23 protein-coding genes are annotated in these 20435 nt (G+C 37.7%); 7 read left to right on the top strand and 16 right to left on the bottom strand.

Translation table 11 applies throughout. From position 1 onward, the window contains the following. Positions 1-10: 10 nt before the first annotated feature. The 3 genes from AAG186_RS02585 to sufC are packed head-to-tail and all read right to left on the bottom strand — an operon-like array spanning position 11 to position 2819. Positions 11-1222, bottom strand: coding sequence for a cysteine desulfurase (locus AAG186_RS02585; protein WP_331836196.1), 1212 nt, complete (start codon positions 1220-1222; stop codon positions 11-13). Further along, positions 1210-2004: a SufD family Fe-S cluster assembly protein gene (locus AAG186_RS02580; protein WP_161636659.1), complete on the bottom strand. Its 795-nt coding sequence runs from the start codon at positions 2002-2004 to the stop codon at positions 1210-1212. The genes AAG186_RS02585 and AAG186_RS02580 overlap by 13 nt, the downstream gene beginning before the upstream one ends. Beyond that, positions 2004-2819: a Fe-S cluster assembly ATPase SufC gene (gene sufC / locus AAG186_RS02575; protein ID WP_161636660.1), complete on the bottom strand. Its 816-nt coding sequence runs from the start codon at positions 2817-2819 to the stop codon at positions 2004-2006. The genes AAG186_RS02580 and sufC overlap by 1 nt, the downstream gene beginning before the upstream one ends. 151 nt (positions 2820-2970) lie before the next feature. Here sufC and AAG186_RS02570 point away from each other — a divergent pair, with 151 nt between their 5' ends. The 4 genes from AAG186_RS02570 to AAG186_RS02555 all read left to right on the top strand — a co-directional run bounded on the left by AAG186_RS02570 (position 2971) and on the right by AAG186_RS02555 (position 6524). After that, positions 2971-3939, top strand: a complete 969-nt coding sequence (locus AAG186_RS02570) for a peptidylprolyl isomerase (RefSeq protein ID WP_125164726.1) — start codon at positions 2971-2973, stop codon at positions 3937-3939. Continuing rightward, complete coding sequence (locus tag AAG186_RS02565; protein WP_161636661.1) at positions 3939-4814, top strand: peptidylprolyl isomerase; 876 nt, start codon at positions 3939-3941, stop codon at positions 4812-4814. The genes AAG186_RS02570 and AAG186_RS02565 overlap by 1 nt, the downstream gene beginning before the upstream one ends. A gap of 43 nt (positions 4815-4857) precedes the next feature. Continuing rightward, positions 4858-5262: an HIT domain-containing protein gene (locus AAG186_RS02560; RefSeq protein WP_331836199.1), complete on the top strand. Its 405-nt coding sequence runs from the start codon at positions 4858-4860 to the stop codon at positions 5260-5262. Between the two features lie 212 nt (positions 5263-5474). Then, positions 5475-6524 carry an LLM class flavin-dependent oxidoreductase gene (locus AAG186_RS02555; protein ID WP_161636663.1) on the top strand — a complete coding sequence of 350 codons (1050 nt, stop codon included), beginning with the start codon at positions 5475-5477 and terminating at the stop codon, positions 6522-6524. Between the two features lie 46 nt (positions 6525-6570). Here the strand turns inward: AAG186_RS02555 and pnp are convergent, their stop codons facing one another. The 3 genes from pnp to AAG186_RS02540 form a co-directional block, all read right to left on the bottom strand. Then, positions 6571-8709 carry a polyribonucleotide nucleotidyltransferase gene (pnp, locus tag AAG186_RS02550; RefSeq protein WP_200542694.1) on the bottom strand — a complete coding sequence of 713 codons (2139 nt, stop codon included), beginning with the start codon at positions 8707-8709 and terminating at the stop codon, positions 6571-6573. Between the two features lie 92 nt (positions 8710-8801). Then, on the bottom strand, positions 8802-9068 hold the full coding sequence (rpsO, locus tag AAG186_RS02545; protein ID WP_003773100.1) for a 30S ribosomal protein S15: 267 nt from the start codon (positions 9066-9068) through the stop codon (positions 8802-8804). Between the two features lie 233 nt (positions 9069-9301). Next, positions 9302-9832 (bottom strand): hypothetical protein, encoded by a 531-nt coding sequence (locus AAG186_RS02540; protein WP_331836201.1) that lies wholly within the window; start codon positions 9830-9832, stop codon positions 9302-9304. A 71-nt stretch (positions 9833-9903) separates the two neighbouring features. On the opposite strand from AAG186_RS02540, the gene AAG186_RS02535 reads away from it, so the two are divergent. Together AAG186_RS02535 and AAG186_RS02530 are read left to right on the top strand one after the other, a co-directional pair. Then, complete coding sequence (locus AAG186_RS02535; RefSeq protein WP_342621931.1) at positions 9904-10758, top strand: NAD(P)-dependent oxidoreductase; 855 nt, start codon at positions 9904-9906, stop codon at positions 10756-10758. After that, positions 10755-11048 (top strand): hypothetical protein, encoded by a 294-nt coding sequence (locus AAG186_RS02530; protein WP_331836204.1) that lies wholly within the window; start codon positions 10755-10757, stop codon positions 11046-11048. Before AAG186_RS02535 ends, AAG186_RS02530 begins: the two co-directional genes overlap by 4 nt. A 44-nt stretch (positions 11049-11092) precedes the next feature. On the opposite strand, the gene hemW is transcribed toward AAG186_RS02530, so the two are convergent. From hemW to fmt, 5 genes are read right to left on the bottom strand one after another with little or no spacing between them, the layout of a single operon-like run. Next, a complete protein-coding gene (gene hemW, locus AAG186_RS02525) occupies positions 11093-12196 on the bottom strand; it encodes a radical SAM family heme chaperone HemW (RefSeq protein WP_342621930.1) in 1104 nt (367 codons plus the stop codon). Beyond that, a complete protein-coding gene (locus AAG186_RS02520; protein WP_161636670.1) occupies positions 12186-12449 on the bottom strand; it encodes a MazG nucleotide pyrophosphohydrolase domain-containing protein in 264 nt (87 codons plus the stop codon). The genes hemW and AAG186_RS02520 overlap by 11 nt, the downstream gene beginning before the upstream one ends. After that, positions 12439-14241 (bottom strand): translation elongation factor 4, encoded by a 1803-nt coding sequence (gene lepA, locus AAG186_RS02515; RefSeq protein ID WP_125164735.1) that lies wholly within the window; start codon positions 14239-14241, stop codon positions 12439-12441. The genes AAG186_RS02520 and lepA overlap by 11 nt, the downstream gene beginning before the upstream one ends. Next, the gene (locus tag AAG186_RS02510) at positions 14242-14754 is read right to left on the bottom strand and encodes an ECF transporter S component (protein WP_125164736.1); all 513 of its coding nucleotides are present in this window, start codon (positions 14752-14754) and stop codon (positions 14242-14244) included. Beyond that, complete coding sequence (fmt, locus tag AAG186_RS02505; RefSeq protein WP_342621929.1) at positions 14751-15677, bottom strand: methionyl-tRNA formyltransferase; 927 nt, start codon at positions 15675-15677, stop codon at positions 14751-14753. The genes AAG186_RS02510 and fmt overlap by 4 nt, the downstream gene beginning before the upstream one ends. A gap of 170 nt (positions 15678-15847) precedes the next feature. Here fmt and rpsT point away from each other — a divergent pair, with 170 nt between their 5' ends. Next, complete coding sequence (gene rpsT, locus AAG186_RS02500) at positions 15848-16111, top strand: 30S ribosomal protein S20 (protein WP_125164737.1); 264 nt, start codon at positions 15848-15850, stop codon at positions 16109-16111. A 23-nt stretch (positions 16112-16134) separates the two neighbouring features. Here rpsT and holA read toward each other — a convergent pair whose 3' ends face one another. From holA to udk, 5 genes are all read right to left on the bottom strand, one after another. Further along, entirely contained in the window at positions 16135-17070 is a 936-nt protein-coding gene (gene holA / locus AAG186_RS02495; protein ID WP_125164738.1) for a DNA polymerase III subunit delta, read from the bottom strand. Next, the gene (locus AAG186_RS02490; RefSeq protein ID WP_342621928.1) at positions 17067-18794 is read right to left on the bottom strand and encodes an MBL fold metallo-hydrolase; all 1728 of its coding nucleotides are present in this window, start codon (positions 18792-18794) and stop codon (positions 17067-17069) included. The genes holA and AAG186_RS02490 overlap by 4 nt, the downstream gene beginning before the upstream one ends. Next, positions 18785-19240, bottom strand: coding sequence for a helix-hairpin-helix domain-containing protein (locus AAG186_RS02485; RefSeq protein WP_237558270.1), 456 nt, complete (start codon positions 19238-19240; stop codon positions 18785-18787). The genes AAG186_RS02490 and AAG186_RS02485 overlap by 10 nt, the downstream gene beginning before the upstream one ends. A 65-nt stretch (positions 19241-19305) precedes the next feature. Next, a complete protein-coding gene (greA, locus tag AAG186_RS02480; RefSeq protein WP_003773073.1) occupies positions 19306-19776 on the bottom strand; it encodes a transcription elongation factor GreA in 471 nt (156 codons plus the stop codon). A gap of 23 nt (positions 19777-19799) precedes the next feature. Further along, positions 19800-20429, bottom strand: coding sequence for a uridine kinase (udk, locus tag AAG186_RS02475; protein ID WP_161636673.1), 630 nt, complete (start codon positions 20427-20429; stop codon positions 19800-19802). Positions 20430-20435: the final 6 nt, after the last annotated feature.

The raw sequence follows: 20435 nt of genomic DNA, 5'->3' as shown, positions 1-20435 counted from the left end.
CACTCCAAATCTATAGATAGAGGTCGATACATTTTTCCAACGTAATCGTCTCTAACGCTTTTATCAATTTCGTAACATCCGCATCATTATTATAAAAATAGAATGAAATACGAACACTTTTTTCCATATTTAATGCCCCATTAATAAGTTTTGCACAATGCTCACCCGATCGAACGCTAATACCCTCACGATTGAGATATGCTGCAACATCCTGAGCAAAAATTCCCTTCACACTAAATGTAATAAGCCCCATATCCGCATGTTGATTATAAACCGTTATATGATCCATCGCATTCAATGCATCCAATGCACGTTGATGAAGTGGCAAGATAATTGCGTGAATGCGCTTCATACCAAATTGAGTTAAATAATCAAGTGCTGCGCCAAAACCAAGCACGCCCTCAATATTCGGTGTACCTGCTTCAAATTTCGCAGGTCCAGATTTTAATTCCACGATGCCACAGGCATCAAAACGAATATTACTGCCGCCTCCATGGGAGATGGGATACATTTTCGTTTGTATTTTGGGTTTGACATAAAGAACCCCTACACCTGTAGGCCCCAGCATTTTATGCGCAGAAAACGCCATAAAATCAACATCTAAGTCTTTGACATCAATTGGCATATGTCCGATTGATTGAGCTGCATCAAGACAAAATAACGCGCCATGGTCATGTGCATACTTTGCGAATGATTTAATATCATTAACATATCCCAAAACATTGGATACATGAGCCATCGATACCAGTTTTACCTTATCGTGAAATGCACTCGAAAGCATTTCAAGTGTAATATGACCCGCATCATCCAGGGGAACAAATTCAACTTTAAAACCAATTTCTTCCGCCATTGCATACCAAGGAAGAATATTGGATGCGTGTTCTGCTTGATTTAACAGCACCACGTCATCTTTTTTGAGATAATATTTAGCATACCCACTTGCAACAAGGTTTAAAGATTCACTCGCTCCCGAAGTAAAAATAATAGACTCCGGTGTTGTTTGAATAAAATCCGCTGTTTTCTTTCGAACGGCTTCATATAAATCACTGGTTTCAAGGGATGTATCATAATCTCCGCGATGAATATTGGAACTTAGACGTTCATAATAATCAACAACAGCATCAATAACACATTGAGGTTTTAAAGCTGTAGCGGCATTATCAAGATAACTAACATCTGGATGGTGCTTAAAAAAAGGAAAATCTTTTTTTATTGAATCCATTGTGTATTCACCTTCTCTGTAATTTCTTCTTTTAATTGTGTTTGAATCGTTTCATCATCAATTGCATCTACAATTGGCATGAGATAACCCATTATAATAAGACGCAAGGCATCCTCACGTGTTAAACCACGGGATTGAAGATAGTAGATGTGCTCTTCATTCGGTTGGCCCACAGAAGCCGCATGTGATGCTGCTACATCATTTTCATCGATAAGAAGCATCGGATACACTACACCATGAACATCTTCTCCTAAATTCATAATGCGACTCATTTGATGGGTTTCAGATCCTGAATTTCCTTTAGCAATACTTCCTATTACTTCTAGATTTAGACTTCCTTTATTAAGGACGATCGCATTACACTCAACCATTGCATAACTTTTACGGGCTTGATGATCTGCCTTTACCGTCCATTTTAGTTTATTAAAAGCAATAACTGCGCCTTTAAATTCACAATGACTTCCCAAACCAAGGTACTCAATATGGGTATATTTTTGATGGTTTCCTTGACTCATCTCACCATAGTTTGCGATTAAGTGCGCGTGTTCATACAACTTAATGTGCTCATTCACTTCCAAAGCTTCATCACTTTGATTGATCCACAAATATTTAAAATTCGCCTGTTCTGATACATGAAGTGTTAGATCAAGAGACCCTTGACCTTTCGCAATAATATAGAGGGTACCCGTTGCACGTTTAGGAATCGTAATGGATACTTTTTCTTCACCTTGAATATCAAGTACGATTGAATTCATCGGTTCCGTCAAGCTAAATTCCGTCATTATTTATCACCCATTGCTTCACGCACCGCACATGTTCCAAGGACACTTGGACGTTTTGTCACTTTCTCTTTTTCAAGCGTTCCTTCAATCCAATCATAACCTTCGCGATCAATTTTACTTACAAGTGTTTCATCCGAACTTAATACAATACGACCATCAATCATGATGTGTGTATGAGTTGGTTGAATAAGCTCAAAGAACCGTTCATAATGACTTACAATAATTAATCCCATTTTTTGTTTATCTTGTTCCTCTTTTAATACCTTAGCAACCAGTGCGAGTGCATCAATATCAAGTCCCGAATCAATTTCATCCAACATCGCAAACCGTGGTTCTAACATAATCATCTGCAAGATTTCATTTCGCTTTTTCTCACCACCACTAAATCCTTCATTTAGGAAGCGATGTGCAAGATCTTCTTTCATTTTAAGACGTTCAATGCTGCCTTCCATGGACTTCACAAATTCAAATAAACCGATTGGTGTTTCACGACGCGCATTTAAAGCGGACTTTAAAAAATCAGAATTTGTTACTCCAGAGACTTCTTGTGGATATTGCATTCCTAAAAACAATCCGAGTTTACTGCGCTCATCCACTTCAAGTTCAAGAACATTGATATCATCTACATAAACAGATCCTTCCGTAATCTCGTAACGCGGATGACCCATTATAGCAGAAAGAAGTGTTGATTTCCCATTCCCATTGGGACCCATGATTGCATGGATTTCATTCTCATTAATCACAAGATTGACACCCTTGAGTATTTCTTTTCCTTCAATTGCTACATGTAAATTTTCAATTCTTAATTGTGCCATATTATCACTTTCCTCTACTTATATCTTAATTCTTATATTATAGCACAAGATTAATCCGAATAAGGCGACCATCGCTCACGAAACGTATTCGTAACGTGTTGCATTGACCCCTCAAATAACCTATAATTAATGAGACAAAAGGAGGATTGTAATGATTGACAATTTAAAAAAATATTGGTTTGTCGTCGTTATAGGTTTGGTACTGATTGTCGGTATCGGGTATTTTACTAAGGAACAGATGAACGCTGTTTTGAGCGGTAAAAAAGTAGACGGTAAAGATGTAATATATGAGGTTGCTGGGAGTGATTATACTGCAGATGCATATTATAATGAACTCTTAGAATCGAAAGGAACCGCAGAGATTTATAAATTATTCGAACGCGCTGTTCTTGATTCAATGGAAACAACTGAAGATATCGTTAAGAAATCTAAAGAAGAAGCTGAAACAGTTAAAACTAATGTTTCTGCACAAAATGGTGCAGCAGGGTTAGAACAATTGGATAAAGCCCTTGTTTCATTAGGTTATAAAGGTGTTGATGAAATGAACAAGTTTTATGAAAACTCAAATAAACTTGATGTTATTTTAGGTGATTACCTTGAAGCAAATTACGATCAATATGTGAAAGCATTTATCGAAGAAAATCAACCTCGTGTTGTAAGTCACATCCTTGTCAAGATGGACGATTCAAAAAATCCTACTGCTGAAGAAACAGCAAAAATGGAGAAAATTGATGCAGCTTTAAAAGAGGGTAAATCTTTTAGTGATGTTGCTATGGAATTTTCCGATGATGGAACAGCCCAAAATGGCGGTTTACTCGGATATATGGATAAAACATCAAGTTTAGTTCCTGAATTTATTGAAGGAGCTACAAGTATCAAGAAGGGTGAAACAACTGGGTGGGTTACTTCACAATACGGTCGTCATCGCATTACAGTTCAACAAGACTCTTTCGAAGAAATCAAATACGATAAAGATTTCTTAAAAGCAATATCAACAAATAATCCTAAAATCCAATATCAAGCAATCTGGGAAAAAGCAGAAGGCTTAGATATTAAGTTTGCGGATGATTCTGTCAAAGCAGATTTAATGGCATTTATGGGTCTAGGAGGTAATCAATAATGAAAAAACTTCTAGTTTCACTCCTCGCACTGCTGATGCTTGCGGGATGCAGTGATGCACGTGCAATGATTTCCACAGATGAAGAGATATTCTCTGTCGGAAGTGAAAAAATCACATCAAAACGTCTTTTTGATGTTATGAAACTCAGTGATGGTGGAATGACTGTTGTTAAGTCAGCACAAAATAAAATTACTGAAAATGTTGCGGATGCAGATGTAAAAGCAGAAGCAGATAAACGTCTTGAAGAGATCAAAGAAGTTTTTGGTGATCAACTTGAAGAACGTTTAAAACAAAGCGGTTATGAAAGTGTTGATGCTTTCATGGCACAAACTGTTTATCCTGAGCTTAAAATGACACATCTTCTTAAAGAAAAAATGGTTGCAGATTTTGAAGCATTAACGACAGAAAACGCACCCCGCAAAGCGCGCATTCTTCAATTAGAGAATCAAGAAAAAGCGGACGAAGCTCTTGAGAAAATTAAGGGCGGAGAAAACTTCGATGATGTCGCAAAAGATTACAAAGTTACGGGTTCTTCATATGATGGAAGTGCTAAAGTACACCTCTTGAAATCAGTGCAATATCCTCAAGAAGTTGCGGATGCACTTAAAAATGCAACTGAGCCTACATTATCTGGTGTTCTCAGTGATTCAAGTGATGATAGTAAATATATTGTTCAAATCATTGAAATCGATGCCAATCGATATCAAGATGAAACCATTGAAGCATTTGTAGGATCCAAAGATATCGTTAATCAATATCTTGCGCAACTCTTTGTGGATAATGGATTTAAAATCTATGACAAAGATGTTTATGATGCGGTAGCTGAAAAGTTCCCACAATACTTAAACATTCAAAAAGACAAAGACGCTAAATAAGCGTCTTTTCTTTATGCTATAATAGCGCTAGAGGAGGTCTACTATGACACTTTTTGAAAAAATTATTAACCGAGAAATCCCCGCAAAAATAATATGGGAGGACGATGATGTCATCGCATTTCTAGACATATCACAGGCGACTAAAGGCCATACCTTAGTTGTACCAAAGGTTGCGACAGAATCTGTACTCACCGCGACACCAGAGGTCGTCTCAAAGGTCAATTGCACGGCACAAATGCTTGCGTTAAACCTTATGAAAACCTTTGGCGCATCCGGTGTTAATATTTTGACGAACGCCAATGAAGTAAGTGGACAAACCGTCCCTCATTACCATGTTCATATTATTCCACGCTATGACGTAGAGGAATTAAAATTTGTACCTGTACCCAATCATCATGACCTTGATGAAGTTTTCAAAATCTATCAAGATTACCAAAATAGTCAATAGAAACATAAAAGTATTGAGTTGTACATTCAATACTTTTTTTTATATCTTGGCACCGCAGGCATCGTCATTGAAAAAAATAATTTACTTATTATATAATCAAATTAGATCATACATATTCATGATTCGTATTGAATTCGCATAGATTCTCTATGTCTCTGAACTTCTTGATTTATTCAAAGAAGTATATCCTTATTTAGAAAAGGAGTAACTACATGAAAATAGAATTAGGTATCAGTACTTTTGGAGAAACAACACCTCTCGAACATACGGGCGTTGCCCCTGCTCACGATGAACGCATTCGTCAGCTTGTTAAGGAAATTGAATTAGCCGACCGTGTCGGACTCGATATTTATGGCATTGGCGAACATCATCGCTCTGATTTCGCAGTTTCAGCCCCTGAGATTGTTCTGGCTGCAGGAGCCGTCAATACGAATCACATTCGTTTAAGTTCAGCCGTTACCGTCCTCTCTTCAATTGATCCTGTACGTGCGTATCAACAGTACGCAACCATCGATGCGCTATCTAACGGACGTGCCGAGATGATGGTAGGACGAGGTTCATTTACAGAATCGTTCCCACTGTTTGGCTATGATTTAAAGAACTATGAGGCCCTCTTTACTGAAAAATTGCAGATGCTTCGTACCATCGTCGAAAACGAAACCGTTACCTGGGAAGGTCACCATACCCAATCCCTTGATCATACAGGTATTTACCCCCGTTCTGTCCAAAAAAACCTTCCTATTTGGGTCGCAACAGGGGGAAATGTAGAGTCAACTGTGAATATAGCGCGACAAGGCTTACCCATCACCTACGCGATAATCGGTGGAAACCCTTTACGCTTTAAATCACTGATCGAAGCTTACCACGCAATTGGGAAACAAATGGGATACCCGAAAGACCAGCTTCAAGTTGCAGCACATTCTTGGGGATTTATAGCGGATACATCGGAAGAAGCAAAAGATAACTATTTCTACCCCACGAAATTATTGATTGAAGCAATTGCGAAAGATCGCTCGAATTGGGTTCAAACCTATCGTCGTGAAGATTTTGACGTTGCGACAGGACCGGGTGGTGCGATGTTTGTAGGAAGTCCGGAAGACGTAACACCCAAACTCATCAAGATGATTGAAGACCTTGGACTCAATCGATTCATGCTCCATCTCCCTATTGGGTCAATGGAACATGAAGATGTTCTGCATGCTATTGAATTGTTTGGAACACGTGTCGCCCCTGCTGTACGCGATTATTTTAAAGATAAATAACAATAAAAAAAACATCAACGATTTCGGTTGATGTTTTTTTCGCCTATTATTCCGCAGGCTTAACGTCTTCTTTTTTGACTTCCGGTTTTGGTAATAATGCTTTACGGGATACGTTTACACGGCCCTTTTCATCAATTTCCATAACCTTAACTTTAACGATATCCCCTAATTTAACGATATCTTCTGGTTTTTCAACACGACTATGATCCATTTTTGAAACGTGTAAGAGTGCATCCGTTCCCGGGAATAGATTTACGAATGCTCCAAATTTTTCAATACGCACAACCTTAGCATCATAGATTTCTCCAACTTCTGCTACACGTACGATATTTTCAATCATCGCTTTTGCTTTGTCAATTGAAGCTTGATCTGTATGGTAAATCACAACACGACCATCATCTTCAATATCAATTTTAACATCATTACATTCTTCAATGATTTGATTAATGATTTTACCACCTGCTCCAATAACATCACGAATTTTATCCGGTTTAATGTTCATTTGAGCAATTTTAGGTGCATATTCACCCACAAAGGTACGAGGTTCTGAAATCACGTCATCCATTGCAGCCATCATTTCTGCACGACCTTTTTTCGCTTGAGCTAATGCTTCACGAAGAATATCTTCTGATAAACCTTTAATTTTGATATCCATTTGAAGTGCTGTAATCCCTTGTTTTGTTCCAGCAACTTTAAAGTCCATATCTCCAAAGTGATCTTCCATTCCTTGAATATCTGTTAGGATGGTGTAATCTTCTCCATATTGAACAAGACCCATCGCTATTCCACTCACTGCGGCTTTAACAGGAACACCTGCTGCCATCAACGCTAATGAACCCGCACAGATACTTGCTTGAGAAGAAGAACCGTTTGACTCAAGAACTTCCGCTACTAAACGAATTGTATATGGGAATTCCTCTTCAGAAGGAATAACATAGGATAGAGCCCGCTCACCTAAAGCACCATGGCCAATTTCACGACGCCCTGGCGCACCCATACGGCCTGTTTCACCAACACTGTAAGGAGGGAAATTATAGTGATGTAAGAATCGTTTAGAATCCACATCCGATAAGTCATCAATTATTTGAGTATCTGCCATTGCACCTAGGGTACAAACAGAGAGTACTTGAGTTTCACCTCGTGTAAAGAGTCCACTACCGTGAACACGACTTAATAAATCAATTTGAACATTTAATGGACGTACTTCATCAACACCACGGCCATCAGGACGAATTTTTTCAATCGAAATAAGGCGACGAACTTCATCCGCAACCATTCCGTGCGTAACTTCTTTAACGTATTTTACCGTTTTATTTTTTTCAGATTCCGTTTCATAGGATTTCGCTTCAAAATGTAAAACCGCTTTTTCTTCAAGTTCATCAATCGTTCCATAACGTTTTAATTTTTCATGAATCGCAACGGCTGCACGTAAATCTTTACCTACAAGCGCTTCAACCTCATCAACAATTTCTGTTGGAACTTCATAGAGTGTAACTTCCATCTTTTCTTTCGCAACTTCTTGTGCGATTTCAATTTGGAAAGCACAAAGACGTTTGATCCATTCATGACCAAATAACATCGCTTCAAGCATTAGTTCTTCAGAAACTTCCTCAGCGCCAGCTTCAACCATATTGATTGCATCTTTTGTACCCGCAACAATCAAATGCATTTTTGATTTTGCTTGCTCTTCAAGGGTTGGATTTATAACAAACGTTTCGTCAATATAACCAACAGTAACCCCTGCAATCGGTCCTTCAAAAGGAATATCCGAAACCATCAAGGATAAAGATGCCCCAAACATTGCTGCCATATCAGGTGCACTGTCTTGATCAACAGATAAAACTGTATTAACAACTTGTACTTCATTACGGAACCCTTCCGCAAATAATGGACGAATTGTACGATCAATTAAACGTGATGTTAGTGTTGCATGTTCACTTGGACGTCCTTCACGACGTAAAAACCCACCTGGAATCTTCCCAACTGAATATAATTTTTCTTCATATGTAACTGTAAGTGGGAAGAAATCGATGTCTTTCGCTTTCTTGCTTGCAGTTGCAGCGGATAATACTGCAGTATCTTCATAACGCACTAAAACAGACCCACCAGCCTGTTTTGCTAATTCTCCCGTTTCAACTTTTAGACTTTTTCCACAAAAATCTAGTTCAAATACTCTCTTGTTCATAGATTCACCTCAATATCTTATTCAATTTTAACACATTCTATACGTATTTGATATAACAAAAAAGGAGCAACTGCTCCTTTTCATGTTTTTTATTATTTTCTTAATCCTAGGCTTGTGATTAATTCACGATAACGGTTAATGTCTTCGTTACGTAGATAAGTTAATAAATTACGACGACGTCCAACTTTTTTTAGAAGTCCACGGTTTGAGTGGAAATCTTTTTTATGTTCTTTCATATGTTCTGTAAGCAAGTTAATTTCTGCTGTAAGAACAGCTACTTGAACTTCTGCTGAACCTGTATCGCCTTCATGACGTGCATATTGAGTCATGATTGCTTGTTTTTCTGATTTTGATAACATGTATGTATCCTCCTGTTTTTCAGACCTTCATCACCGAGAGTATCGTCGAGGAAACGGATATCCCAGTCATAAAGCCTATAAATAATAACATATTGATTTTAAATAGGCAAGGTGGTTTTGATTTTTTCACCTTTGTTTTGAAGTCGGAAAATCTGTAGTTTGAAGATTATCGATTTTCCATTGAAATCGATGACATTGTAACTAAGAGATAGAACATCAACCAGAAAGACAAATTAAATAAATTGTAACGTAAGAACTACAAATTCATCGACATTTGACCCCTCTTGAATTTGAGTATAGAGGTCCGTTAAGGTTGAATTATAAGCATAAATCGAATTTGAAGCATACCCTAATATATAACTTTGACCAAACTCAAGATTTTGAATTGATTCAGAACACATATACCGATTGGTTAGCGCTTCAAGTTCCACAGATTCCGTGAATGTTATAATCTTTTGGTCTTTCGTCACTAACTCAACAATTATTTCTCGATCCCAAAAACGGAACTTAATTGTGTCCAATTTATAATCTTCAGCGCTTTCCACTTTGAGACGGCTTTGATCTACGATTACTTTATTTTCGATGATTCTTCCATCTCGAATTGTCACACGATTGATTTGAAAATCTTGACTCTGAAGGCGTTTCGATAGTACGAACGTGTTAGGTTCTCGGACTGAAATATCATGTCCGGGATTCAACATTTGAATCCCAACACCTAAGATAACTACTGCAATGAGCCCCAAAAACATCGTTTTATATTTCATAGTTCCCCCTTTTTTTATTATTATAGCACAGTCATGGTATAATTGATTTTACTTAAGGAGGGTATATTTATATGAAAAAAGTTGCATGGATTGGTACAGGTGTTATGGGGAAACCCATGGCGTTACATTTAGCACAAGCAGGTTATGCTGTCTCAGCATATAATCGCACATTCTCAAAAGCAAAAGCAATGGAACCATCAGTCACGGCATGTCAAACCATTGAAGCAGTCGTACAGGATGCGGATGTTGTCTTTGCGATTGTAGGGTATCCAAATGATGTTAAGAATGTTTTCGAAGAGGTCATGAAGCATGCGAAACCAGGTTGTCTTTTGGTAGATATGACAACATCTTCTCCATCACTTGCGAAATCCTTGGCGGATGATGCAGAAAAACATGGATATAGAATGCTTGATGCCCCTGTGACCGGTGGAGACTTAGGCGCAATCAATGCGACCCTCTCAATTATGGTGGGCGGCGATCACGCCGATTTTGAGTCCGTACTGCCTCTTTTGAAGGTTATGGGTAAAACAATTAATTATATGGGTACGCATGGTAATGGACAACATGCTAAATTAGCGAATCAAACAGCCATTGCTGGAGCCCTAGCAGGCACTGCCGAAGCGTTGCATTATGCACACCATCATCAAATCGATATGACAACCATGCTTAATGTCATTACGGGTGGTTCAGCAGCTTCATGGCAAGCTGCAAATAACGGTCCAAAAATGATATCAAAGGATTTTGAACCTGGATTTTACCTTAAACACTTCCTCAAGGACTTAAAGTTAGTGATGGATGAAAAAGATGATTTGTATCTTCCTATTGTAGAAAGTGTATGTAAAATCTACCAAACACTTAGCGAACATGGATATGATGAAATGGGAACACAAGCCATTATCGATTACTATATAAATCAATTATCATGAAATCACGCATAAACCGAGATTTACTCATACCGCTAATCGCCTCTGTTTTATCATTGGTTGCATTTATTTATATCTATCTAAAGCAAACACAGTTTGGTCCATTCAATCTAAGCTTGCTGATAATTCTTCTCGTTTGCGCTTTAAATGCATTATTGTTTGGTATCTATAAGCAGTTTTCAAAACGTGTTGATACACTTGAGTTGAAATTTCTAACTGTTATTTGGATTGGACTCAGTCTCTGTCTTGTACTGATTTCAGTTGCTACTGTATTGGTCTTAGTTTCATTATAGAAAAAACCTGTATGATTCCATCAATTTGGAACCATACAGGTTTTTTATTCATCATTTAAGATAGACATGAAAGGAAGCAACGTATCATCCAACATTACAAATCCTTCAAATGTCGTTTTTAACACATCTTCTGTTTGGTATAGAAGTTTACGAGAAATACCTTCTTCAATCGCATCGTTGAAAACCTGTGTCATAGGAATACCAAAGCGTTCTTCAAATCGCGAAAAGGCGACACCGTCTTTAAGACGCAAGCCCATCATCATAAACTCAAACATCTCGTCTTCGACCGTGAGGTCGATGACTTCATGGTACGAATCTTCTTTGAGATACATCCCAAGTTTAGTTGTCCAAGTCTTACGTTGATGATTATGTTTCAAACTCGAACCCGGACCAAGGGCATAAAAATCTTCATAACGCCAATAAACTTGGTTATGTTGACTTCTCGATCCCGGAAGTGCAAAATTTGAAATTTCATACTGTTCATATCCTGCATCCTCCATTAATTGAATGCACGAAAGAAACATTTCAGTTTCAAGTTCAATCGGAACAGGTTGAATGCCACGTCTTCCAAATAATGAATTGGGTTCAACAGTTAAGGCATAAATGGATACATGATCAGGTTTCAGTGCAATAACATCGCGCATCGATGCTTCAAAACTTTCAAGCGTTTGTCCAGGAAGTCCATACATCAAATCTAATGAGATGTTTTCAATTCCAATTTTACGCAATAACTTAACCCCTACCTCAACATCATAAAATTTATGGTGTCGGCCTATTTTTTCGAGGAGATCATCATGTGTTGTTTGAACACCCAAACTCATTCGGTTCACACCGTAATCGTGAAGCATCTTAACATTTTCTTCCGTAAGATTTTCTGGATTGCCTTCAAACGTCCATTCATAATCATCTGCAAGTTTCGGTTTCAATGCTTTAAGTAACGCTTCTAATTGATCATCTTCAAGAGAAGTTGGGGTACCACCCCCAACATAAATTGTTTTTAGGTTACCGGGTAAACCATTAATTTGTTGGATCAAACGAATCATAAACTGATCTGAAATTTGCCGTGCGTAATGAAAGCGCGTAAAATCGCAATATCCACAGATATGATCACAAAATGGAATATGGACATAAAGTGCTTTAGTACTCACGTTTCATCACCTCATCAATTTTATCGTTAATCAACAATTCGATATCGTAGTCACGATCGAGACATATGGAAATTGTATACATGAGTACATCCGCAATCTCTTTCTTAAAGTTCGCTTCATCATTCAAACTTTCTTGCAATTCAAGCGCTTCTTCCACAACACATGCGGTCATAAATTCGATGGTATCTGTTTTATCCCAACCAAAGTGTTCTCGCATCGCTTGAATGCGTTTATTAACGTGACTATTCATCATCCATTGACAGAACAGACATAAATGCTTCTTGAGGTATTTCCACTGAACCAACTTGCTTCATACGTTTCTTACCTTCTTTTTGCTTCTCTAAGAGTTTCTTCTTACGTGAAATATCACCACCATAACATTTCGCAATAACGTTTTTACGGAGTGCTTTGATGGTAGAGCGGGCAATAACTTTCTGATTAATAGCCGCTTGAATTGGAACTTCAAACTGTTGTCTTGGAATCAGTGTTCTTAGTTTTTCAGTAATTGCTTTTCCACGATTAAACGCAAAGTCGCGATGGACAATGGTTGATAGTGCATCGACAATTTCTCCATTGAGAAGAATATCCATCTTCACAAGATTGGATTGTTGATAGCCAATAAACTCGTAATCAAAAGATGCATAGCCTCGAGTCGTTGATTTAAGACGATCGAAGAAATCAAAAACAATTTCCACAAGTGGCAAATGATAAACAATGTTCATACGCGTACCATCAATTGTTTGCATATCCATATATATTCCACGTTTATTTTGACAAAGTTCCATTACAGCACCAACATAGTCAGATGGCACCATAATTTGAGCCTCGACAAAGGGTTCTTCAACATGATCAATCACATTTGAAATTGGCATTCTTGATGGATTGTCTAATTTTAACATTTCTCCATTTGTTAGGTAAACATGGAATTCAACTGAAGGTGCTGTCGCGATTAAATCAAATTGAAATTCGCGTTCCAAACGTTCTTGGATTACATCCATATGAAGCAGGCCTAGGAAGCCACAACGGAATCCAAACCCAAGTGCTTGTGATGTTTCTGGCTCAAAAACAAGGGAGGAATCATTCAATTGCATTTTCTCTAAAGCTTCTCTTAAATCTGTATAACGTTTACTATCAATTGGATAAAGCCCACAATATACCATTGGGTTTAATTTACGATATCCTGGTAGTGCTTCTTTGGCAGGATTATCCGCGAGGGTTATTGTATCCCCCACGCCAATTTCTTTAATGGATTTGATGCTAGCACTAATCCATCCTACTTCCCCCGTTACGAGTTTATCTTTTTTGATTTCAGTGGGTGTCCGCACACCCAATTCAGTCACCTCAAACACTGCACCAGAAGCCATAAATTTAATCTCGTCGCCAACTTTAACTTGGCCTTGTTTAATATTTACAAATGCAATAACACCACGATAGGTGTCATAAATCGAGTCAAAAACCAAGGCTTGTAAAGGTGCATCAAGATCCCCTTGTGGGGCTGGAATTTGCGAAACAATCCCTTCCAAAACTTGGTCAATATTTAAACCTGTTTTCGCACTGATTAACGGTGCATTACTTGCATCAATACCTAATACGTCCTCAATCTCACGTTTTACACGTTCTGGATCTGCAGAAGGTAAATCGACTTTATTGATAACAACCATAATTTCCAAGTCGTTTTCAATTGCAAGATATGCATTTGCGAGTGTTTGTGCTTGAATCCCTTGTGTCGCATCCACAATAAGAATTGCGCCTTCACATGCAGCAAGAGAGCGAGACACCTCATAAGTAAAGTCAACGTGGCCAGGAGTATCGATTAAATGGAAGATATACTCTTGTCCATCATTTGCTTTATATGCAAGTTGAACAGCATTCAGTTTAATTGTAATCCCACGTTCGCGCTCAAGATCCAACTGATCCAATAATTGCGCTTGCATATCACGGTGTGCAACCGTATGTGTTTGTTCTAAAATACGATCCGCTAATGTTGATTTTCCGTGGTCAATATGAGCGATAATAGAAAAATTTCGAATATTTTTTTGATTCATTTAGTTACCTCTTAAATATTTCATTAGTTTTTGTAATCTTGGATAAAACAATGTCGCCAATATGACTGCGAAAATACCTTGAACCAAATCACCTTTTAAGGCCACAAAAAAGGATGGCCAGCTTTTGGTTAAGAAAACCGCAACAAACCCATACATCGTCATCATCCAAAGTGCTGCCAGTGAAAAGGGAATCCATCGTTGACGTGTATCAAGGTAGCGTTCTAAAAGCTTAATAATAATAACTTCCCCCGCTTTGATAAAGAGAGAAAAAATAGCGTAGACAGCATAACCACCTGCAATGTCGGCTAAAGCACACCCAACACCTGCCGCAAAGATCGCACCTCCAAGCGGAAGCATAATTGGGGATACCATAATAACAAAGTCACTAAGATTAAGATATCCTCCGGTTGCGGATGGTATTTTAATGATGAGTGTTACCGTCGTAATCAACGCTGTAACAATACCAATCATGACTAAAGTCTGTGTACGTTTTACTTCATAATTTTCTCTCATTCAAATCGTTTCCCCTTCCAATTTCGACCCAGTCCATTTGCGAAATCATGAGCAGACGTTATCGGTTTTCCTGCTGGCTGTATCAAAGTAATTGTAACGGATCCATTAACACAAGCAACGGTAAGCCCGCTCTCATCTACTGATATGACTTCCCCAGGTGCATACGAATGACTTGATTCGGACATTGTAACCCCATGAAACTTAACATTCATCCCTTCCACAACACCATATCCAACCGGCCATGGAATTAGACCTCGAATATGATTATAAACATCAAAAACAGATCTATTAAATGAAACAAACTCATCTTCGCGTTGAATTGTGTAAGCGAGTGTGACGTGTTCTTTATTTTGTGGTACAAATGATAAATCGCCTTCAAGATAAGCTCTTAAATCCTCTTGAATTAGAATTTTGGAAGCCGCCATTAATTTTGACTCGACATCGCCCATCATGTCATGATCATCAATTGATACGCGTCGAGATGCGAGCATATCCCCACTATCCATACCGACATCCATTCGCATTAACGTAACGCCTGTTTCCTTTTCGCCACGAATAATTGACCAATGAATGGGTGCCCCTCCACGATATTTTGGGAGCAATGAAGCATGAACATTCAAACAAAGAAATTTTGGATAGTCTAAAATGGCTTTAGGGACAATCTGTCCATAGGCACATGTAACCACTAAATCGGGTTCAAATTTTAAAACATCTTCAATTGATTCTTTAATTTTGATGGGTTGAATCACCGGAATTTCGTGCTTTAAAGCTAATTCCTTAACAGGGGGTGCCTTTAAAACCTTTTTACGTCCAAAAGGACGATCTGGTTGGGTCACCACTGCAACCACATCATAACCATCATCTAATAATTGTTGTAACACAACACAAGAAAAATGTGTTGTTCCCATAAACATAACGCGCATATTATCACATCCTAGCACATATTATAACACGTGCTCGAAACAAGTGCATCGTTCATTCTTAATTTCCAAAAAACATTATTTGAACCAATGTGAAATTTATATCACTGAACTTACACATTGAGCAAAGTTCAAACGTGTTACAATGTTTCTATACTGGGAGGTGGCAATTTATGGCAATTATCGCAAGTAATGCAAAACGAACAAAAACAAATCGTAAATCGGAAGCTGCAAACAAGAGCCAACGTTCAAGTTTGAAAACAGCACTTCGTAGTTTTAATTCCGCAATCGAAGCTGGTGACAAAGAAATGGCAGAACGCCTATTCAATCAAACCAATTCATTGTTGGATAAATCGATTACAAGCAACATTCATCACAAAAACTACGTAGCCCGTAAAAAATCCGATTTATCATTAAAACTTAACACATTAAAATAACCTTCATACGAAGGTTATTTTTTTTATATTATTGCTTCAATCATAAACAATTCAAATGCTACAAATCGATCAATTTTTCCTTGTTTCACATCCTGATCGATTTGGGCAAGCTGATTTAAGAGTTCCAACAAACCAAATGACGGACGCATCTGGTTTTTCACCAGAAAATAGACTTGTTTTTCTGAGAGCGACAACCGATCAGCAATCCCCTTGTTTGAAATCCCTTGTTCGTATAAGGCGCTGATTTGATAAATCTTACGAAAACTGCTTCCTATAAGTCCTAAAAGAGCAAGAGGGTCTACTTTCTGCGCGAGTAGATTTTGATAAACAGAAAAAGCCTTCCCAATGTTTTTATCTAAGAGCGCATTTGAAATCGCAAAAATATCCTCATCGATATTTTTAGAGATTAGCTTAACAACGTGCTCTTTTTCAATATCCTGTCCGACCAAACTTAATTTGTTTAATTCTTGATAAAGACGTGTCGTATCGTCACCAACTCGCTCAAGCAATTCAACCATGGCAGCATTCGACATTTTAAATTCAAGCCGTTCAATTTCTTGTTTCATCAATATACTTAGCTGACCCACATCTGGATCCTTAATTTGATGGACACGAGCATGCTTCGCAATTGCTTTACCCATCACAGATTTTGCCAGCGGTTTCTTCTCAAAAATAACAATTAGACTTACATCAAACATTGATTGTGCCATTAATTCACTTAAGGATGTTTCCATTTCTTTTATCAAATCATCATGAGTTGATAATACAACCGCCTTTTTATCGCCAAAAAGTGAAACCGTTAAAGCACTTTCCAAAACATGATCAAATAAAAACCCCTTATCACGTGTGTCAAAATGTGACACATCGAAAACACCATACTGGTTTTCATATTCTTTTATGATACTCTCTACCTTACGTTTAATCAGCGAAGGTTCTTTTCCTACGATTACGTCTATCATCTTATCACCATCCCTATTATACCAAAGTGACCACGATTTGAAACAAAGTAATCAAAGAATGGCGTAAACACAAAGTCAATCGTGCCCATCTTCGACGTTTCTAACACTTCAACATCATTCGTTTTTAATATGTCAATGACTTCTTTGTGTGGATGTCCGTATTGAGAAGGATCAGAACTAATTAAACCAAATTGAGGTTTTAAATCCTGTATAAAGCGTGAGTCAGTTGCGGTCCTGGATCCATGATGGCCCAATTTAATTAGAAAAATTGGGTCATCAAAATGATAGAATCGGAGCAATTCGCGCTCTTGTTCTTTTGATGCATCCCCCATAAATAAAAATGCATACTGTTTTACTTTTAAACCTAAAATTAAACTGTTGTCATTTTTTGTTCGATAAACCTTATCGTGCAACAATTCATGGAGCAATTTGAGTTGTGCACCTTTTTCTTCAATGATGTTCACGACTTTATAGTCTTTTATTACGCGATTTTGTGACCCATTATGGTCTTGGTCGCCGTGCGTAATAATCAATTGATCGATTGTTTGAATTCCATACGCTGAAAGAACGCGGCGAACCTCAGGATACGCTCGCGGACGACCCGTATCGATGAGTGTTGTATACAAAGAAAATGGAGTTCGGATTAAAATACTGTCCCCTTGACCGACATCAATAAAAGTAATGGTATAACATGGATTATAGAGGGTCATCAAAGCAATGCACAGAATGCGCATCAAAGCACTCGTATCCGACTTTACTTTAAAGAGGAAAAGCAAACAAATAAGTGGTGGTGCTCCGTAGACTGTAAAACGTTTCTCTATCCAAGTATTTACCGTATTCATCACCGCAAAGAACCGGTCACAATAATGCAAAGGGAGTCCAAGAAAAATGCATCCATACAGTATCAAAAAGATAAATCCCATAATGGGTTTCAAAACGCGAACCATGACAATACTCAACAAATCCAAGCGTTTGCACGAATAAAAAACTAAGACAAAACGTATAAACCATCGCGGTGCATGTTGGCATAAAGAAGTTAAGTTTGATATAAGTAGTGGACCATAAATAATAAGAAATGATGGATTTTGGAGCGGTTTTGGCAAGAAAAAAATAAGAATTATTATTGTTACGTGTGGTGAAAATACTTGCCGCAACAAAAAATTTAAATTTGATGCATTCATTCCAAAAAGATACTGATACCAAAATGTCACACCTGCATTAATTACGTGAGTACTTATTGAAATTTGAAAACGTTTTTTTAAAATGATGAGCAGTTCTGAAAGGGATCGAATTTGAAATGAAATCAAAGCAAGGTAGGATTCGCGACGGTCGAAAAAGTACGATTCAAGGTAGGGATATTGATGGATTGTTTGATAAATAGAGTCAATCAAGGGTAATTTCACAACCTTAATGTAATTTCCTGAGTGCACATCATTCCCAAGAAGCCACAGTAAATCACCTACCTCGCCTGTATAGTTCATCAACAATCGCTGCTTGGTATTAAAACGGTTGAGCCATAAACCCGTATCATCCACCGCAACAACAACTCCCAGCGGAAATGAATATTGATGAATTTGCGTCATTAACAGAAAAAGCAGTGGAAAAAGAAAGCGATGTGGATGTTTTCGAAAACAGAGTAAACCAGTCCAAGCACAACCTAAACACATTTTTAAAAGAATTTCATCAACCAAGGTCCCAAGTAACATTCCATAGATTAAATGCATACAAAATCTTTGATCCGTTCCAAGAGTTTAGGTCCAATTCCCTTGATATTGAGGAGTTCATCGATACTCATAAACTTTTGATGGTGAAGCCGATATTGAAGAATTGCTTCAGCTTTGCGAGGTCCAATTCCCTTTATTTGCACTAAATCTTGTTCACTTGACGTATTAAGTGAGACACATGTTGTTTTCTTCATTTCTAGTTTAAGGTGTTGGCCTTCATAGAAAGAAGTTATGTTGGGTAAGTTTTTAATGTTTGAGGCCTGAATACCAAGCCGTTCAAGAATTTTTAGTATGGTATCATTACTTTCTAAAGCAACATCATAGGACTTATCATCGATATCAATCCGTATCGATGTCTTCTTTTGAAACGTCAATTCATTCATATTCATGATGAATTGAAACGACGCAAGACACACGATTAATGCAATAATTACAATAAATTTCATGAACCACCCCTTAGTTAATTATGATATTTACAAAGTAATTCATAAAAAAAAGAAGCTTACGCTTCTTAGTTAATTTTTAGAACTTTAACCTCATATGGTTCATCAACTTGAACTTCAACAACGTCGCCTTCTTTGGCTTCGTTCATTGCTTGTGCAAGTGGTGAAACGTTTGAAAGTTTACCATTTTCAGGATCTGCTTCAACAGAACCTACGATTGAAAATGTTTCTTCAATTTCCATTTCCATATCATAAATCGTAACAGTAGCACCCAGACCAACTGTCTTGTGTTTTTTTGCTTTGTCACCATCAATAATTTCAACTTTTGTTAAAGTTGCTTCAATTTCGCGGATTCGAGCTTCAACACGTGCTTGACGATCACGAGCTGCATCGTAATCAGCATTTTCAGACAAGTCACCTTGTGCGCGTGCTGCTTTTAAATCTTCAATAACTTCTGGACGTTCAACTTCGATTAATTGGCGAAGCTCACGATTTAATTCATCTAAACCAGCCTGTGTTACAGGAATTCTTTCTGTCATGTTCATCACTCCTTGAATAAAAATTATAACACACTCGTACCAATGATACTACTTATTTTAGTTGTAAGTAAATCAATCGCAACGGTGTTATGAGCCCCTTCGGGAATAATAATATCAGCATAGCGTTTTGAGGGTTCAACGAACTGTTCGTGCATAATACGAACCGTTGACATATATTGCTCAATAACGTGTTCCAACGTACGTCCACGCTTATTTACATCACGTACAAGACGACGTATAAATCGAATATCTGCAGGTGCATCCACAAAAACTTTGATGTCGAGTAAATTACGTAAACGAGAATCATCTAACGTCATGAGACCTTCTAAGACAATAACATCATTACATTGAATTTCTTCTGAATACTGGCTGCGTGTATGATTCATAAAATCATACACAGGTTTTTGAATTGATACCCCTGACTTTAAAGACTCCATATCGGAAACTAATAAATCCATATCAAATGCAAATGGATGATCATAATTGGTAGCCAAACGTTCTTCCATAGGTAAGTGACTTTGGTCCTTGTAATAGTCATCCATTTTAATGATGACTACTTTTTGTGTCTCATCGAAGTGTTTTTTTAATTTCTTTGCAATACTAGATTTACCGGATGCACTTCCACCAGCAATCCCAATAACAATTGGACTCATTATAGC

The organism is Erysipelothrix sp. P66 (assembly GCF_038682365.1).
Taxonomy (GTDB): Bacteria; Bacillota_I; Bacilli_A; order Erysipelotrichales; family Erysipelotrichaceae; genus Erysipelothrix; species Erysipelothrix piscisicarius.
The sequence above is the reverse complement of the archived record's forward strand: the minus strand, read 5'-3'. Positions and strand labels throughout refer to the sequence as shown.

Bases quoted from the DNA above. Each gene is read 5' to 3' on its own strand.
- rpsO (WP_003773100.1), bottom strand. From the start codon at position 9,068: ATGTTATCAAAATCAGAAAAACAAGCAATCATGACTCAATATGCACGT.
- AAG186_RS02570 (WP_125164726.1), top strand. From the start codon at position 2,971: ATGATTGACAATTTAAAAAAATATTGGTTTGTCGTCGTTATAGGTTTG.
- AAG186_RS02530 (WP_331836204.1), top strand. From the start codon at position 10,755: ATGAAATCACGCATAAACCGAGATTTACTCATACCGCTAATCGCCTCT.
- AAG186_RS02555 (WP_161636663.1), top strand. From the start codon at position 5,475: ATGAAAATAGAATTAGGTATCAGTACTTTTGGAGAAACAACACCTCTC.
- AAG186_RS02485 (WP_237558270.1), bottom strand. From the start codon at position 19,240: ATGAAATTTATTGTAATTATTGCATTAATCGTGTGTCTTGCGTCGTTT.
- AAG186_RS02535 (WP_342621931.1), top strand. From the start codon at position 9,904: ATGAAAAAAGTTGCATGGATTGGTACAGGTGTTATGGGGAAACCCATG.
- greA (WP_003773073.1), bottom strand. From the start codon at position 19,776: ATGACAGAAAGAATTCCTGTAACACAGGCTGGTTTAGATGAATTAAAT.
- udk (WP_161636673.1), bottom strand. From the start codon at position 20,429: ATGAGTCCAATTGTTATTGGGATTGCTGGTGGAAGTGCATCCGGTAAA.
- sufC (WP_161636660.1), bottom strand. From the start codon at position 2,819: ATGGCACAATTAAGAATTGAAAATTTACATGTAGCAATTGAAGGAAAA.
- AAG186_RS02580 (WP_161636659.1), bottom strand. From the start codon at position 2,004: ATGACGGAATTTAGCTTGACGGAACCGATGAATTCAATCGTACTTGAT.
- lepA (WP_125164735.1), bottom strand. From the start codon at position 14,241: ATGAATCAAAAAAATATTCGAAATTTTTCTATTATCGCTCATATTGAC.
- AAG186_RS02540 (WP_331836201.1), bottom strand. From the start codon at position 9,832: ATGAAATATAAAACGATGTTTTTGGGGCTCATTGCAGTAGTTATCTTA.
- AAG186_RS02585 (WP_331836196.1), bottom strand. From the start codon at position 1,222: ATGGATTCAATAAAAAAAGATTTTCCTTTTTTTAAGCACCATCCAGAT.
- fmt (WP_342621929.1), bottom strand. From the start codon at position 15,677: ATGCGCGTTATGTTTATGGGAACAACACATTTTTCTTGTGTTGTGTTA.
- AAG186_RS02520 (WP_161636670.1), bottom strand. From the start codon at position 12,449: ATGATGAATAGTCACGTTAATAAACGCATTCAAGCGATGCGAGAACAC.
- AAG186_RS02490 (WP_342621928.1), bottom strand. From the start codon at position 18,794: ATGCATTTAATCTATGGAATGTTACTTGGGACCTTGGTTGATGAAATT.
- AAG186_RS02560 (WP_331836199.1), top strand. From the start codon at position 4,858: ATGACACTTTTTGAAAAAATTATTAACCGAGAAATCCCCGCAAAAATA.
- holA (WP_125164738.1), bottom strand. From the start codon at position 17,070: ATGATAGACGTAATCGTAGGAAAAGAACCTTCGCTGATTAAACGTAAG.
- pnp (WP_200542694.1), bottom strand. From the start codon at position 8,709: ATGAACAAGAGAGTATTTGAACTAGATTTTTGTGGAAAAAGTCTAAAA.
- AAG186_RS02510 (WP_125164736.1), bottom strand. From the start codon at position 14,754: ATGAGAGAAAATTATGAAGTAAAACGTACACAGACTTTAGTCATGATT.
- AAG186_RS02565 (WP_161636661.1), top strand. From the start codon at position 3,939: ATGAAAAAACTTCTAGTTTCACTCCTCGCACTGCTGATGCTTGCGGGA.
- rpsT (WP_125164737.1), top strand. From the start codon at position 15,848: ATGGCAATTATCGCAAGTAATGCAAAACGAACAAAAACAAATCGTAAA.